11 protein-coding genes and 1 pseudogene are annotated in these 16,195 nt (G+C 67.3%); 8 read left to right on the forward strand and 4 right to left on the reverse strand.

The annotated features are described in order from the left end of the window. Positions 1 to 75: 75 nt before the first annotated feature. Genes PV764_RS17275 through PV764_RS17300 form a run of 6 tightly spaced genes read left to right on the forward strand, consistent with a single transcriptional unit; the run spans position 76 to position 8,932 of the window. Positions 76 to 2,301: a polysaccharide lyase 6 family protein gene (locus PV764_RS17275; protein ID WP_421117160.1), complete on the forward strand. Its 2,226-nt coding sequence runs from the start codon at positions 76 to 78 to the stop codon at positions 2,299 to 2,301. Beyond that, a complete protein-coding gene (locus PV764_RS17280) occupies positions 2,298 to 4,532 on the forward strand; it encodes an oligoalginate lyase (protein ID WP_421117161.1) in 2,235 nt (744 codons plus the stop codon). The genes PV764_RS17275 and PV764_RS17280 overlap by 4 nt, the downstream gene beginning before the upstream one ends. Further along, a complete protein-coding gene (locus PV764_RS17285; protein ID WP_019185568.1) occupies positions 4,529 to 5,821 on the forward strand; it encodes an MFS transporter in 1,293 nt (430 codons plus the stop codon). Before PV764_RS17280 ends, PV764_RS17285 begins: the two co-directional genes overlap by 4 nt. Positions 5,822 to 5,864: 43 nt before the next feature. Beyond that, positions 5,865 to 6,620, forward strand: coding sequence for an SDR family NAD(P)-dependent oxidoreductase (locus PV764_RS17290; protein WP_019185567.1), 756 nt, complete (start codon positions 5,865 to 5,867; stop codon positions 6,618 to 6,620). A 30-nt stretch (positions 6,621 to 6,650) separates the two neighbouring features. After that, positions 6,651 to 7,832, forward strand: coding sequence for a GDSL-type esterase/lipase family protein (locus PV764_RS17295; RefSeq protein ID WP_046274110.1), 1,182 nt, complete (start codon positions 6,651 to 6,653; stop codon positions 7,830 to 7,832). After that, entirely contained in the window at positions 7,829 to 8,932 is a 1,104-nt protein-coding gene (locus PV764_RS17300; protein ID WP_046274109.1) for a sugar kinase, read from the forward strand. Before PV764_RS17295 ends, PV764_RS17300 begins: the two co-directional genes overlap by 4 nt. A gap of 18 nt (positions 8,933 to 8,950) precedes the next feature. Here PV764_RS17300 and PV764_RS17305 read toward each other — a convergent pair whose 3' ends face one another. Beyond that, positions 8,951 to 9,373 (reverse strand): NUDIX hydrolase, encoded by a 423-nt coding sequence (locus tag PV764_RS17305; protein ID WP_019185564.1) that lies wholly within the window; start codon positions 9,371 to 9,373, stop codon positions 8,951 to 8,953. Positions 9,374 to 9,505: 132 nt separating this feature from the next. After that, a complete protein-coding gene (locus tag PV764_RS17310) occupies positions 9,506 to 10,078 on the reverse strand; it encodes an Ax21 family protein (RefSeq protein WP_019185563.1) in 573 nt (190 codons plus the stop codon). A gap of 671 nt (positions 10,079 to 10,749) precedes the next feature. Between PV764_RS17310 and PV764_RS17315 the strand changes: the two genes are divergently transcribed. Continuing rightward, positions 10,750 to 11,109 carry a DUF1428 domain-containing protein gene (locus PV764_RS17315; RefSeq protein ID WP_019185562.1) on the forward strand — a complete coding sequence of 120 codons (360 nt, stop codon included), beginning with the start codon at positions 10,750 to 10,752 and terminating at the stop codon, positions 11,107 to 11,109. A 169-nt stretch (positions 11,110 to 11,278) separates the two neighbouring features. Continuing rightward, positions 11,279 to 13,697: pseudogene (locus tag PV764_RS17320) on the forward strand (DPP IV N-terminal domain-containing protein). 15 nt (positions 13,698 to 13,712) lie between these two features. On the opposite strand, the gene PV764_RS17325 reads toward PV764_RS17320, so the two are convergent. Together PV764_RS17325 and PV764_RS17330 are read right to left on the reverse strand one after the other, a co-directional pair. Then, positions 13,713 to 14,423: a hypothetical protein gene (locus PV764_RS17325; protein ID WP_046274108.1), complete on the reverse strand. Its 711-nt coding sequence runs from the start codon at positions 14,421 to 14,423 to the stop codon at positions 13,713 to 13,715. A 242-nt stretch (positions 14,424 to 14,665) separates the two neighbouring features. Beyond that, positions 14,666 to 15,670 carry a histone gene (locus tag PV764_RS17330; protein ID WP_421117162.1) on the reverse strand — a complete coding sequence of 335 codons (1,005 nt, stop codon included), beginning with the start codon at positions 15,668 to 15,670 and terminating at the stop codon, positions 14,666 to 14,668. Positions 15,671 to 16,195 lie beyond the last annotated feature (525 nt).

Raw genomic sequence — 16,195 nt, forward strand, 5'->3', positions numbered from 1 at the left:
TGACGCTCGCGCCCGGCAACCTGTTAGGATCGTGGTTCGCGTCAGTCGCCACGGTTCATCTGGGAGGGTAACCCCGTGACTTTGCAACACTCGCATGCACCGATGGTGCTGCGTCCCATGGCCAACGCCCTGCTGTTGAGCCTGTCGTTGGCCGTATTCCCGGCCACGGCCGCCGATTACCTGGTGCGCGACGCCACTGCCTATGCCAACGCCACCCGCGCGCTTGCCCCCGGCGATACGGTGATTCTGGCCGACGGCGTTTGGCGTGACGTGGACCTGCTTTTCCGGGGAACCGGCAAAATTGGTCAACCAATTAGATTGACGGCCCAGACCCCCGGCAAGGTGATTCTCAGCGGCCAATCCCAGCTGCGTCTGGCCGGGGAGCATCTGGAGGTGTCCAACCTGGTCTTCCGCGATGGCTGGGCGCCCGGTGGCGAAGTGGTCTCGTTCCGGCGGTCGGCCAGTGAGTGGGCCAACCACAGCCGGGTCAGCGGGATCGTGATCGACCGCTACAACAAACCGGACCGCCAGCAGTCCGATCACTGGGTGGCGCTGTACGGGCAGCACAACCGTTTCGACCACAACCAGCTGGTCGGCAAGACCAATGCAGGCACCACCCTGGTGGTGGTGCGCAACGCCACCAGCGGCCTGGACAACCAGCACCGCATCGACCACAACTGGTTCGGCCCGCGCCCCAACCTCGGTTCCAACGGCGGCGAGACGATGCGCATCGGCACCAGCCACGATTCGCAGTCCGATTCGCGCACCGTGGTGGAGAACAATTGGTTCGAGCAGTGCGATGGCGAGGTGGAGATCGTCTCCAACAAGTCCGGCGGCAACATCTACCGGGGCAACGTCTTCCAGGACTCGCGCGGCTCGCTGGTGCTGCGTCACGGCCACGGCAATCGGGTCGAACGCAATGTGTTCCTCGGCCATGGCAAGGCGCATACCGGCGGGGTGCGTGTGATCAACCGCCACCAGACCGTGCGCGACAACTACTTCGAAGGCATCGCGGGCGACAACTTCGCCGCGGCCTTGAGTGTGATGGCCGGTACCCACGACGCGCCGTTGAACCGGTACGAGCAGATCGATCACGCGGTGATCGAACGCAACAGCTTCATCCAGGTCGGCACCGTGCTGCTGGGCGCGGGGCTGGATGAGGAGCGCAATGCGATGCCGGTGAACAGCCGCATCGCCGGCAACCTGTTCATCGGCGATGGCAAACGCGAGCTGCTGCGCGCGCAGGGTGACCTCTCCGGCATCACCTTCGCCGGCAACGTGCAGAGCCCGGCCGTATCGCCCGGCTTCCCCGGCGGTGTCAGCGGCCAGTCCCTGACCCTGCAGCGCGCGCCCAACGGCCTGCTCTACCCCACCGCGGCGATCGATGCCGGGGCCCCGCGCGATCTGGCCCCGATCACCCGCGACCAGGTCGGCGTGGACTGGTACCCCAAGACGCTGACCACCACCGCCCTGGACAGCGGCGCGGTACGCACGGTCGCGCCGGGGGAGGACACCCTCACCGCCGCCGTGGCTGCCAGCGCCCCGGGCGACCGGCTGCAGTTGCAGCGTGGCCGCTACACCGTGAGCCAGGTGCTCGCGGTGGACCATCCCTGGAGCGTGGCAGGTCCCGCGCGTGGCCAGGCCAGCGTGCAGTTCTCGCGGCCCAGCCTGTTCGAGATCAGTGCGGGGGGTTCGCTGCGACTGGCGCGACTGGACATCGACGGTGCGCTCGCACCGGATGCGGCCGGCAATGCGGTGATCCGCGTGCCGCCGGGCAGCCAGGCGTTCAACTACACGCTCCTGCTGGAAGACAGCCACGTGCACGGGCTGACCGCCAACAAGGCCTTCGATGTGATCGCCACCGGCAAGGGCAGCCTGGCCGCGCGGATCGCGCTCTCGAACGTCACGGTGGAGGACATCACCGGCAGCGTGATCGCCGCGGCCGCCGAGACCGATGATCTGGGCACCTACAACGCCGAGCAGGTGGATCTGCTGGACTCCCGCTTCCGCCGCACCGGTGGGCCGGTCCTGAACCTGTATCGCGGTGGCACCGACGAGAGCACCTTCGGCCCGGCCCTGCAGGTGCACGGCAACCAGTTCGAGCAGGTGGGCGTCGCCGATGACACCAGCCTGCGCCTGCATGGCGTGCAGTTCGCCAGCATCCGCGACAACCGCTTCGACCGCAGCGGCCGCATCCGTTTCAGCCATCGCGTCGGGGAACCGACCCTGCGCATGGGCGACAACCCGCTGACGGCCACCGCGCCGTTGCTGTCCGATACCCCTGTTGAGGCCCTGCCATGAATCACGCCCCGCCCCTGATGCTGCTGCTTGCCGCCACGCTTGGCGGGGCTGCGTTGCCCGCCGCACAGGCCGCACCCGCCGTCCGGCAGGCGCCCGCGGCGTCCGCCACCGCACCGGTGCTGGTCATTGCTGCGCAGTGGACGCAGATGCGTGCCGAGGGTGCGCGCTCGCCACTGTTCGCCAAGGAACAGCAGCGCGCCGAACAGCGCGTGCGCGCGATGATGAAGGCCGGCATCGACGTGCCGGTGCCCAAGGACAAGGGCGGCGGTTACACGCACGAACAACACAAGCGCAATTACCAGGCCATCCAGGCCGCCGGCGCGCTGTACCGCCTGACCGGCGACAAGGCCTACGCCACCTTCGCCCGCGACCTGCTGCTGGGCTACGCCAAGCTCTACCCGGGGCTGGGCGCGCACCCGCAGGGCCGCGGCCAGATTCCCGGCCGGCTGTTCTGGCAGACCCTCAACGATTCGGTGTGGCTGGTCAGCGCGGCGCAGGGCTACGACGCGATCCGCGACACGCTCAGTGACGCGGATCGCACGACCATCGACGACAACGTGTTCCGCGCGATGGCCGATTTCCTGTCCGGCACGCCGGAGAACTTCGACAAGATCCACAACCACGCCACCTGGGCCGTGGCGGCCGTGGGCATGACCGGCTACGTGCTGCGCGATGCCAGCTACGTCGACAAGGCGTTGCAGGGCAGCAAACGCGATGGCAGCGCCGGCTTCCTCAAGCAGGTCGACCAGCTGTTCTCGCCGGATGGCTATTACGAGGAAGGCCCGTACTACCAGCGGTATGCGCTGGCGCCGTTCATCCTGTTCGCCAACGCGATCGAGCGCAACGAACCGCAGCGCGGCATCTTCAAGCGCCGCGACGGGGTGCTGCTCAAGGCGGTCGATGCGCTGGTGCAGAGCAGCTACGGCGGCTACTTCATCCCGATCAACGACGCCATCCTCGACAAAGGCCTGGACACCGAGGAACTGGTGGCCGGCATCGACATCGCCTACGCGCAGACCCGCGATGCCCGCCTGCTGTCGGTAGCCAGGATGCAGAAGCGCGTGCTGCTCTCGCCGGAAGGCCTGCAGGTGGCCCAGGCGCTGGCGGAGAACAAGGCCAAACCGTTTGCGTTCGTGCCGACCCTGCTGCGCGATGGCCCGGATGGCACCGAGGGCGGCCTGGCGATCCTGCGCATGGGCGGCGAGAACGGCCAGGCGCTGGTGATGAAGAACACCAAGCAGGGCATGGGCCACGGCCACTTCGACAAGCTCAACTGGTTGTTCTACGACAACGGCCAGCGCGTGGTCACCGATTACGGTGCCGCGCGTTTCCTCAACATCGAGGCCAAGGCCGGTGGCATCTACCTGCCGGAAAACAACAGCTGGGCCCGGCAGACCATCGCGCACAACACGCTGGTGGTGAACGAGCAGAGCCACTTCGGTGGCGACTGGAAGAAGGGCCAGCCGCTGGCGCCGACGCCGCTGCTGTTCGCGGTCAGCGACGATACCCAGATCGCCTCCGCGCGGATGGAAGGCGCCTACGACGGGGTCAGCTTCACCCGCACCCAGGCGCTGCTCTCGCACCCATCGCTGGGCGAGCCGGTGGTGCTGGACCTGCTGCGCGTCACCGGCAGCAAGGCCGCGCGCTATGACCTGCCGCTGCATTTCAATGGGCACATCATGGACGTCGGCTTCAAGACCCAGTCCGCCGTCGCCGCGCGTCCGGTGCTGGGCAAGGCCAACGGCTACCAGCATGTGTGGGTCGATGCGGCCAGCGAGCCGACCCGCGATGCGCGCAGCCTGACCTGGCTGCTGGACGGTCGCTTCTATACCTACCGGTTCGCCAGCACCGCACCCTCGCGCGCCCTGATCGGCGAGAGCGGCGCGAATGATCCATCGTTCAACCTGCGCCGTGAGCCGATGCTGCTGCAGCGCGTGGATGGCCAGGCCGCCACCACGTTCTACGGTGTGCTCGAACCGCACGGCCAGTACGACGGCACCGCCGAGACCGTGCGCGGCGCCAACAGCCGCATCGATCGCCTCACCCACTACCGTGGCAAGGATGCGGATGTGCTGGTGCTCGACCTGGCCGGCGGCAAGCGGCTGGCGCTGGGCATCGCCGACGACCCCACCCAGGGCGGATCGCATGAAGTGAGTGGCGATGGCCAGAGCTGGCGCTGGGACGGCGGTTGGAAGCGCTTCGATACCGCCACCGGCAAGGACAGCAAATGAAGGTCACCACGCAGGCCCGCACCTATGTCCGTTGGCTGATCGTGGCGCTGATCGCCGTCGCCACGGTGATCAACTACATCGACCGCAACGCGCTGGCGGTGATGTGGCCGCAGATTTCGCAGGATGTCGGCGCGACCAAGGAAGACTACGCGCTGCTGGTCACGGTGTTCATGCTGTTCTACGCCGCCGGCCAGTTCGTGTTCGGGCGCCTGTTCGACATCATCGGTACGCGCCTGGGCTTTGCGCTCTCGATCGCGGTGTGGTCGATTTCGATCGCGCTGCACTCGGTCACCCACTCCATCCTGTCCTTCAGCATTGTGCGCGCCATGCTCGGCATCAGCGAAGCCGGTGCATGGCCGGGCGCGGTGAAGGCCAATGCCGAGTGGTTCCCGGCGCGGGAACGCGCACTGGCGCAGGGCGTGTTCAACGCCGGCGCCTCGATCGGCGCGATCATCTCCGCGCCGCTGATCGCCGTGCTGTTCCTGTGGCTGGGTTGGCGCGGGACCTTCATCCTGATCGGTGCGATCGGTTTCATCTGGCTGCTGCCGTGGCTGATCATCTACCGCGCCGGCCCGGACAAACACCCGTGGGTAAGCGCGGCCGAGCGTGCACTGATCCTGGATGCGCCGACCGAGCAGCCGGCGGTGCCGGTGGCCGAGTACGTACCGAACGTGCGCCAGCTGCTGGGCCACCGCCAGACCTGGGGCATCCTGATCTCGCGGTTTTTCCTGGACCCGATCTGGTGGCTGTTCGTGTCCTGGCTGCCGATCTACCTCGCCGATACCTTCGGTTTCGACATCAAGCAGATCGGCATCTTCGCCTGGGTGCCCTACGTAGGCGCGATGATCGGCAGCCTCGGCGGCGGCTGGTTGTCCGGCCGTCTGATCGGTGCCGGCTGGAGCGTGGATAAAGCCCGCAAGGTGGTGATCACCCTGGGCGGCGCGATCATGGCCCCGGCGCTGATCGGTGCGGTGCTGGCCACCGATCCGGTCTGGGCGGTGATCACCATCGCTTTCGTGCTGCTCGGCTTCCAGATCGCGATCGGCAACATCCAGACCCTGCCCGGCGACATCTTCAGCGGCAAATCGGTCGGCTCGGTGGCTGGCCTGGGCGGCATGGCCGCGGTGGCCGGCACGCTGATCACCACCTGGCTGGTGCCGGCGATGACCCACGACTCCTACGCACCGATTTTCATCCTGGTGGCGGCCCTGGTGCCGGCCTCCCTGCTGGCGCTGTGGCTGGTCACCGGTCGCGTGGAAAAAATCCACGGCCCGGTCGAGCGCCGCTGAGTTCCCTTCTTCCCTTTCCCCCAACGCATCACAGGAGTGTTTCATGACCCAATTCAAGGACAAGGTGGCGATCGTCACCGGTGGCGGCCGTGACATCGGCCGCGAGATCTCGCTCAAGCTGGCCGCGGCCGGTGCCAAGGTGTGCATCAACTACGCCAACGACGAAGCCAGCGCGCAGGAGACCCTCAAGCAGGTCGAAGCCGCCGGCGGCACCGCGATCGTGCATCGCGCCGATGTCACCGATGCCAAGGCGGTGGCGGCGATGGTCGCCGCGACCCAGGCCGCGTTCGGCCCGCAGATCGACGTGCTGGTGAACGTCGCCGGTGGCATGGTCCAGCGCCGTCCGCTGGCCGAGATCGATGAGGCCTTCTTCCACAAGGTGATGGACCTCAACATGAGCTCGGTCTACCTGACCACGCATGCGGTGGTACCGCACATGCCCGAAGGCGGCGCGATCGTGAACTTCGCTTCGCAGGCCGGCCGCGATGGCGGTGGCCCCGGCGCGGCGATCTACGCCACCGCCAAGGCCGCGGTGATGACCTTCACCCGTGCCATGGCCAAGGAACTGGGGCCGCGCGGCATCCGCGTCAACGCGCTGTGCTGCGGCATGATCGCGACCCGCTTCCATGATGAATTCACCAAGCCGGAAGTGCGCACCGCGGTGGCCGGCAATACGCCGCTGCGCCGTCAGGGCCGTCCGCAGGAAGCCGCCGATACCGCGGTGTACCTCGCTTCGGACGCCGCCGGTTTCATCACCGGTGCCAATGTCGACGTCAACGGCGGCACCTACTTCTCCTGATTGACCTGCTGACCGCCTGGGAGGGCCGCCATGCTGCGCTGGATCACTGCATTCTCTCTTGCACTCGCTACCAGCGCTGCGGCGCTGCCCGCCCAGGCCCAGGTCTGGGTGCCGGCCTGGACCGCCTCGCCGGCCCCGGACCGTCTCGATGGCACCCCCGAAGCCCCGGTGCAGTTTGCCAACCAGACCGTGCGCCAGGACATGCGCCTGGCCAGTTCGGCCAGGGCGCTGCGCTTCCGCATCAGCAATGAACTCGGCCAGGCGCCGCTGCATATCGGCAGTGCCTCGGCCCACCTCACCGGCACCGCCAACGCGGCCAGGCCGGTCACTTTCAATGGACGTGGCGAGGTGGTGGTGCCGGTCGGCGCCGCCCTGCTCAGCGACCCGGTCGCGATCACCGCACCGGCGCTGGCCGACGTCTCGCTCACCGTGTACTTCCCGGATGCCACCCGCCCGGCCGTCCGGCGTACCGCGCTGCGCATTGCCGAGGGCCGCGCTGCCACGGTCGGCGATGCGGTCAAACTCGCCTACCGGCAGAACGTGGTCTCGGCCGTGCTGGCCGAACGCACCCGCAAGCCGATCGTCGTGGTGGCCCTGGGCGACTCCATCACCGAAGGGGCCACCGCCACCCGCGGCAGCAACGGCGACTGGCCCGCACTGCTGTCCGCCCGCCTGCAGCAGGCCTGCCCGGACCAGGTGGTGGTGGTCAACGCCGGCATCAGCGGCAACAAGGTGATGGACCATGGCCGCAGCCACAGCGCGCTGGCGCGGCTGGACCGCGACGTGATCGCGCTGCCGAACGTGGACCGCGTGATCCTGTTCGAAGGCATCAACGACATCCGCCACGACGGCGGCACCCCACCCGTGCCCGGCCGCAACGCCGAGGACATGGTGCTGGGCTACCGGCAGATCGCCGAACGCCTGCACAGCAACGGCATCCGCCCGATCGCCGCCACGATCACGCCGTTCGGTGGTTCGGACCGCTACGAGCCGATCGCGGCCGCCACCCGCACCACCCTCAACGCCTGGATGCGCGGTGGCCGCAGCGGCTTCGATGGCCTGATCGACTTCGACCGGATCCTGCGCGACCCGGCCAACCCGGAGAACCTGCCCGAGGACATCACCCGCGATCACCTGCATCCCAACGATGAAGGCTACCGGCGCATGGCCGACGGCATCGATCTGGCCCTGCTCGGGTGCCCGGTACGATGACGGCCCAGACCTTCGTTGTCGCACCCGACAACGGCCAGCGCTGGGACGCACTGGCGCTGGGCGAAGTGATGCTGCGCTTCGATCCCGGCGAGGGCAGGATCCGCAGCGCGCGCCAGTTCACCGTGTGGGAAGGCGGCGGCGAGTACAACGTGGCGCGTGGCCTGTGCAGCACGTTCGAACACCGCACCGGGGTGCTCACCGCCCTGCCGCGCAACGAGCTTGGCCTGCTCGCCCAGCAGCTGATCCAGGCCGGTGGCGTGGATGCCAGCCAGATCCTCTGGCGCGACTACGATGGCATCGGCCGCAACACCCGCATGGGCCTGAACTTCACCGAGCGTGGTTTCGGGGCGCGTGCGCCGCTGGGCATTTCCGACCGCGCGTACTCGGCGGCCTCGCAACTGCAGCCGGAGGCCTTCGACTGGGACGCGCTGTTCGGCCAGCACGGCGTGCGCTGGCTGCATACCGGTGGGATCTTCGCCGCCCTGTCCGAGCACAGCGCGGCGACGGCAATTGCGGCGGTGCGTGCTGCGCGCCGGCACGGCGTGGCGGTCTCCTACGATCTCAACTACCGCGCCAGCCTCTGGAACAGCCATCCGGACCCGGAGGCCGCGCGGCACACCAACTGCGCCATCGCCGCCGAATGCGATCTGCTGATCGGCGATGAGTATTCGTTCGCCGCATGCCTGGGCATGGACCTGAGCGATCTCGGTCGCCGCCACACGCCGATGGATGTCGGTCCGGCCGAGGCAGCCGCCGTGCGCGCGATGACGCAGTTCCCGGCGCTGCAGGCGGTGGCGTTCACGCTGCGCGACGCCGCCACGGCGGCCCGGCATGGGTGGGCCGGTGCGCTGCGCACGCGGGCGCAGCTGTATGTCTCCGACGCGCGCGAAGTAGACCTGCTCGACCGTGTCGGCGGTGGCGACGCCTTCGTGGCCGGTGTGGTGCATGCCCTGCTCAGCGGCAAGGGCGAGCAGGCAGCGGTGGACCTGGGCGCCGCGCATGGCGCGCTGGCGATGTCCACGCCGGGCGATTGCGCTGTCACCAGCCTGGCTGAAGTGGAGGCCGTGGCGCGCGGCGATGGGGCGGCGGCGCGGCGCTGAGCGCCGCCACGGTGCAGCTCAGTTCGCGATCGAGAGGTGTTCCAGGGCCTTCCGCGCAGAAAGCGTCAGCGGCGCCGGCAGCGCATCCGTCATGAACCAGCCCAGCCCGAGCAACGCCTCGGGCTCTTTCACCGATGCGACGGTCGCGTCGAGCGCACGCACCAGATACACCGGGGCCACCCAATGCTGCCCCAATGTCGGCTCGAAGTGGTCGACCACGCACAGCAAACGCGTCACTGCGACGCGCAGCCCGGTTTCCTCCTGCACCTCGCGCACCACGGCATCTTCGACCGTCTCCATCCAATCGACCTTGCCGCCGGGCAGGCCCCAGTGGCCCTGCTCAGGCTGACGCCCGCGCTGGACCAGCAGGATCGCGCCATCGCGCTGGATGACGGCGCCGCAGCCGAGGCGTGGGTGCTGCAGGTCAGAGGACGGGGGCATCGGGCATCTCCATGGCGGTGCTTCATTATCCCTCGGGCCCCGTGCCTGGATCGCGCCCACGAAAAAGGCCCGGCAATGCCGGGCCTTTCCTGCCACGCCGGTCAGGCGCGTGGCGATGCGGTCACGCTGGAATTACCAGCTGAAGCGCGGGCCGACCGACCATTCCTTGTCACCATGGCGATCCATCTTGATGTCGCCGTTGATGCCCCAGTTCTGGTTCAACTTCACCTGGCCACCCAGGCGGCCGTAGAACTGGCCATCCGGATTGACGCCGTGCTTCTTGCTGTAATCCTCGTAGCCAGCCATGGCATAGACTTCGGCATGCTGGCCAAAGGCGGTACGGATACCGGCTTCAGCGCTGTAGCCGTTGAAGTCCTGGCCTTCCTTCGGGTCGAACTTGTTGTAGGCGACGCGGCCCACGAAGTCGGTGCTGTTGCCGATTTCCTGGTTGTAGCCAACGCCCACGCGCCACTGGTCGATCTTGAAGTCGCCGATGTCGGTCTTCTGCTGGTTGTACTCACCGAAGGCGTGGAAGTTCGGGTGGAAGGCGTAGGAACCCTTCACGCCCCAACCATCGGCCTTGCCGCCATCTGCGTCGGTCTTGACGTAGTCGGCTTCAGCATAGTTGTAGGACAGGCCTTCAGCCGCCGAAGCGGTGAACGGGAGGGCGGCGGCCAGGGCCAGAGCAATCAACGAAGTCTTCATGGGGTACACCTTTATGTCTTGGACTACTTGCACCCGGCATGGAGGCCGGACTGCATCGGGAATGTAAATTCTCCGTTATTCGACACAACCCGCCCTGAAGTTGACCGCGTCCACAAAAGTGAATTTTGGGGCGGCGTTCAGACGCGCTCTGGCATACGCGCGTGACTTTTTCCAGGCGAGGACGGCGTGAGCGCCCGTTGCCGCGGGGATCACGCGGGGGCGTCATGCAAAGGGGAAGGCGCGGCGCGCAGGTGGACGGCGCCGGAAAGGATTCTGGTCACGACGGTGCCCTTTCGGGGCGTCACGCGCTGGGGAAGCCGCTCTTGGGGAGTTATCGGCTAACGCGTCCATCCTCCTGGATGCACCGAGGTCCGTGCCGTGGGGCGTTGGACCGCAGGGCGCCGTGGGGCGTCCTGCCCGGCAAGGCCATCATGAGCTGAATGCGTCAGCTGGACTATCAGGATGTTCCCCTCAATGACTCAGACTTTTCTGACATTTGTCCCAAAGGCAGCCCTAAAGGACGTAGCGGATGCTGAATTTGTTCACTCCATGACCCGTCTGGACAACTTCACTGGCCGCAAAGGCCAGCGGGCGCAGTGTCGAGATTCCGTCCCCCGGTTCGTCGTATGTCTTGAAGACGCCCATCCCGGCGCGTCATCTGGAGCTCTGCCATGGCCTACATCGATGGTTTTGTACTTGCCGTGCCGACCGCGAACAAAGCGAAATTCCTGGAACACGCGCACATGGGCGATGCGATCTGCATCGAGCATGGCGCGCTGCGCGTGGTGGAGTGCTGGGGCGACGATGTCCCGCATGGGAAGCAGACCGACTTCCATCGCGCGGTGGCGGCCAAGGACGATGAAGCCGTGCTGTTCTCGTGGATCGAATGGCCGGACAAAGCCACCCGCGATGCCGGTATGCAGAAGATGATGGAGGACCCGCGGATGAACCCGGAGAACAATCCGATGCCGTTCGACGGCAAGCGGATGATCTACGGTGGCTTCGTGCCGGTGGTGGAACTGACACAGTGAGCGGGGGCCCCGAGGGGCGCACCCGCTGCCGCAGCGCCGCTTGAGTGCGCGCTGGAGCACCGGCATGCTCGGTGCTCCAGGCTGGCAGGAGCGCGCGCCATGATGACGATGCCGCCTGCGGGGCGACCGTCATCAGGGAGCGATACGCATGGCCGCACCACGTTCGGGGATGTTTCACTGTCTGCTCTTTCTCGGCGTGGCGGTCACCGCGATCACCAGCCCACCGGCCGGGGCCGAGGCGCCGGGCCTGGTGCAGTACCAGCGCGCCGAGCGCGTGCTCGACCAGCAGCTGCGCGGCAAGGTCCGCAATGCCAGCGTCGCGCCGCGCTGGCTGCAGGACGGCCGCTTCTGGTATGCCCGCCAAGAGGACGATGGCCGCACCGGCTACGTGTTGGTCGATCCGGTGGGCTCCACGCGCGCGGCGCTGTTTGACGACGACGTGATGCGTACGGCGCTGCAGGCTGCCGGGGTCGCTGATCCGGGCAACGTCATGCAGCAGGTGGACCGCGTCGCCAGCGGCGACGATGGACTACGGATTACCTTGCGCGTGGACGCACAGCGGGTGGCGGCATGCACGCTGCCGATGCCGTGCAAGGTGCAGTCATCGCCTGCCGCCGATCCGCGCGACCTGCCTGCGCCTGACGGTCGGCACAGCGTGCGGGTCGAGCAGGACAATCTGTGGCTGCGGCGCGGCGCCGACGGCGAACGACGGGCGCTCACTCTTGATGGTGAGCCTTCGTACGGCTATGGGGTACTGCCCGATTTTGCATTGCGCGGCATTCCGCGCCGGGAAGGCCGGATGCAGATACCACCGTTCGCGGTGACCTGGTCTCCGGACAGCCAGCGCCTGTTCGGCGTGCGCTACGACGAACGCCGCGTCCTGCCCTATCCCTACCTGGCCACCGCGCCGGCCACCGGCTTCCGCCCGGTCGTGCACGAAGTACGGCTGGGCCTGCTGGGCGACGTCGAGCAGGTCCGCGATGCGTGGTTCGTCAGCGAGGTGGATGGCGCCACACGCAGCATCTCCGTTCCCGAGGGCTGGCATGCATTGACCGAAGCTGGCGTGCTGGGGCTGGTCGGCCGATGCCGACAAGGTCTATACGGCGATCGCGCGCTATGACCACCCTGCACGGCTGCGTCTGGTCGAGGTGGATGTCAGTACCGGCAGCGTGCGCACCGTGCAGGAGGAGCGCAGCGATACCCGCGTGCAGCTCAACAGCTATCCCTACAACCGGCCGGCGGTGCATGTCCTGCAGCACGACGACGGCATCGTCTGGTTCTCGCAGCGCGATGGGTGGGGCCATCTGTACCTGGTCGATCGACGCGATGGACGTGTGGTCCGCCAGCTCACCAAGGGCGCATGGCTGGTGCGCGATGTGGTCGGCGTCGATGAGGTGCGTCGCCAGGTGCTGTTCACTGCGGGCGGGCGCGAGCCGGGTGATCCGTATCAACGACGCCTGTACCGCGTGTCGCTGGATGGTGGGGCGCCGGTCCTTCTCACACCTGAAGCGGCCGATCATGCGATCGATGGCGGAACCGGTGTGCTCATGGGCGGGCGTCCCTCCCACCTGTTGTCGCCCTCGGCGGCGTACGTGGTCGATGGCTACTCGCGGGTGGACCAGCCGCCAGTCAGCGTGCTGCGCTCAACGGCCGATGGCCGGGTCGTGCTGGAACTGGAGCGCGGCGACGACCGCGCCGTGCGCGCCGCCGGCTGGACGCCACCGCAGCGGGTGAGTGTCCTGGCCGCCGATGGACGCACCGAACTGCAGGCCACGGTCTATCTGCCGCCTGGTTACCGCGAGGACGGACGGCATCCGGTCATCGATGCCATGTACGGCGGACCGCACATCACCAATACCCCGGTGGGCTTCGTCGACGCCACCGCGACGATGAACCCCGTCGCGCGCTCCAGCCTGGCCCAGCTCGGCTTCGTGGTGGTGAGCATCGATGCGCGTGGCACACCCGGACGTTCCAAGGCTTTCCACGATGCCAGCTTCCTGAGCGCGGCCGATCTGCAGCTGGACGATCACGTCGCGGCGATCGGCGCGCTTGCCGTACGTTATCCGGGCATGGACCCGACGCGGGTCGGCATCTATGGGCATTCCTTCGGCGGCTACAGTGCGGCGCGTGCGCTGCTGCGTCATCCGACCTTCTACAAAGTCGGCGTGGCTTCGGCCGGCAGCCACAGCTTCCAGGGCATGTACGGCGGCGCGATCCACGGCATGGACCGCCTGGTCGGCGGCCAGCCGGTCTATGCAGACGGCACCGCCGTGCGCCCAGCACCGGATGCAGTGCCAGCGCTGTTCCAGCCGCTGGCCAACGATGCACTGGCCGATCGCCTGCAGGGTCGGCTGATGCTGGTCTACGGCGACCTGGATGAGAACGCGATGCCGGCGCTGACCCTGCAGTTGGCGCGCGCCCTCACGCTGGCCAACAAGGACTACGACCTGCTCTACCTGCCCAACCAGGACCACGAACTGTTCCGCAACGACGATTACTACATGCGCCGGATGTGGGATTACTTCGTCACGCATCTGATGGGCGCGACGCCGCCGCCCTACCGGATCGGGGCGGCCGCCTCGCCGTGAGGTGACGCGCCTCGCTCAGCGATGGGTATCGGCGGCATCCTCCGCTCCGCCCCCCATGCCAGCACCGCCCATTCCTCCCATTCCTCCCATGCCACCCCCGCCTCCACCGCCCATCCCTCCGCCTCCGCCCCCTTTGCCACCGCCCTTGTCACCCGCATCGCCCTTGCCCTTCGCACCGGCCGAGGGCCGTGCGGGACCCTGGCGCGGAATGGTGACCGAGGCCGGGATCGGATCCAGATCCAGCGCCTGACGAATGAAGTCGCGCAGCGACACCACCAGCTCGGCCGTGGGAACAAGGCGACCCTGGGCCATCTCGTTGGCGGCGTGGGCGGCCAGGCGCACCTGCTCGTCGGTGCCCAGCAGGACGATGTCCGACAGGGCCGCTTCCACCGCATCACGGATCCGCCGCGCACGCTCGCCACCGTTCTCGGCCTCCGCCGGCAGGTGCAGCGCATCACCGGCTTCGCTGCCGCCGGGCAGCGCGCGGAAATCGCGGCGATGGCGAGGATCGACATCGAGCGTGCCGGTGAACGAACCGCCCAGGACCTTGTAAGCCGCGATCAGCGTGCGCAGTCGTTCGTTGATCTGCCGGTTCTCACGCTCGCGGCGCTGCTGCATGGTCTGCATGACCAGCAGCCGTATGCCGACACCGATCAGGGTGATGATCGCCAGCCCAGCCAGGGTGGAGAGCATGGCCTGCCAGGAGGTGAAGTCGAGACCGCGCATTGCATCTTCCCGTGGACGTCTGCCGGTCAGGTTAGCAACAGACGCAGGGAAGCACCGTCAAGCAAACGTCGACCGAGCGCAGGATTCGAGGAAGAGACGGAACAGTGGGGCATGATCCGGGAGCCTGATCGCACAGTGACGCGATGCGCTCGACCGGAACCGCCGAAATGACCGGGACGGGCACGTGGCCGTGCCCACCATGCCGCTCCCGCCCTCAGGCAGGAGCAGCACGTTAGGACGACTTACTTGCGCGCGCGCTTGGCCGGTGCCTTGCGGGCAACCGGCTTGGCCGCAGCACGCTTGGCCGGAGCGGCCTTGCGGGCCGGGGCCTTCTTGGCCACCGCCTTCTTGGCGGTCGCGACCTTCTTGCCGACGGTCTTCCTGGCCGCTGCGGTCTTCTTGGTCACGGCCTTCTTGGCGGTGGCGACCTTCTTGCCGACCGACTTGCGGGCGACGGCGGTCTTCTTGCCGGCCACCTTCTTGGCGGTCGCGGTCTTCCGGGTCACGGCCTTCTTGGCGGTCGCCGACTTCTTGGCAACGGCCTTCTTGGCGGTGGCGACCTTCTTGCCGACGGTCTTCTTGGCGACGGCGGTCTTCTTGCCGGCAACCTTCTTGGCCGCTGCGGTCTTCCTGGTCACGGCCTTCTTGGCAGTCGCCGACTTCTTGGCAACAGCGGTCCGGGCAGCGGCGACCTTCTTGCCGACGGTCTTCTTGGCGGCGGCGGTCTTCTTGGTCACGGCCTTCTTGGCGGTCGCGGTCTTCTTGGCGACGGCCTTCTTGGCGGTGGCGACCTTCTTGGTCACGGTCTTCTTGGCAGCAGCCGCCTTCTTGGTCACGGCCTTCTTGGCGGTGGTGGCCTTCTTGCCGGCAGCCTTGGTGGTCTTGGTCACGGCCTTTTCAGCGGTGGCCTTCTTCTTGGCGACCTGCTTCTTGATCGCGGTGGCTTCGGCCTTGGCGTTCTTCTTGGCCGCTTCCAGCTTCTGCTTGGCGGTGGCCAGGGTCTTGCCGACCGACTTGGCCGCCTTGTCAGCCTTCTTGGCGACGGTCTTCTCGACCTTGGTCACGGCCTTCTTGACCTTGGCGACCTGGGTGGTGGCAGCCTTGCGCGCGCGCTTGGCGGTCTTCTTGACCGAAGCCACTGCATCTTCCGCTACGTGTGCGATGGTCTCGCCGACGTTGGTGGCGGTTTCTTTTGCATCTTCGACGGTCTGCGAGAGAACCGTGGTCACACCATTACCGTTGCTCATTGAGTGCCTCCTAAGGGGCCTGGTTAGTCAAATCGCTGGCGATGCTATACCGGCGCGGTCCATCGTGGAACGGTCTTGATGCGATGCACGTGCCAAGTCGACAGTAGCACCCTCATCGGCGACAGCAAGCAACGCACCGGCCGCGTGCACGAAACCCCTTGAAAACAGCATCGGCGTTCCCGCAGAAGATGCATGCGATGTGTCTCGATGCGCATGTCCGCCGCGCCCGGCGATGCAATGATGGATCGTCGTAGTTGATCCATTCCGTGCCCTCGTACTGCGTATTTGCGCTGGTTTGGATGGCGCGGGCGCGGCCGATGGACGCGCCTGCCGGTACGTTCTTCCCCTGCCGCGGGTATCGTGGCGCACCCGCTCTGCAGGTGGCCAGCGGCACACATCGCCCTGGCTGCCGGCGCCCATCCGTCGTGCGGCGCGACGACGCCGGCAATGAATTTCATCCAGGGTTTAGCCGGTAGCGGACACACTCATTCAGGTTGAATTACCGTATACGTGTTTTCCCCTGCC

Source organism: Stenotrophomonas sp. AS1 (assembly GCF_048957655.1).
Lineage (GTDB): Bacteria > Pseudomonadota > Gammaproteobacteria > Xanthomonadales > Xanthomonadaceae > Stenotrophomonas > Stenotrophomonas bentonitica_A.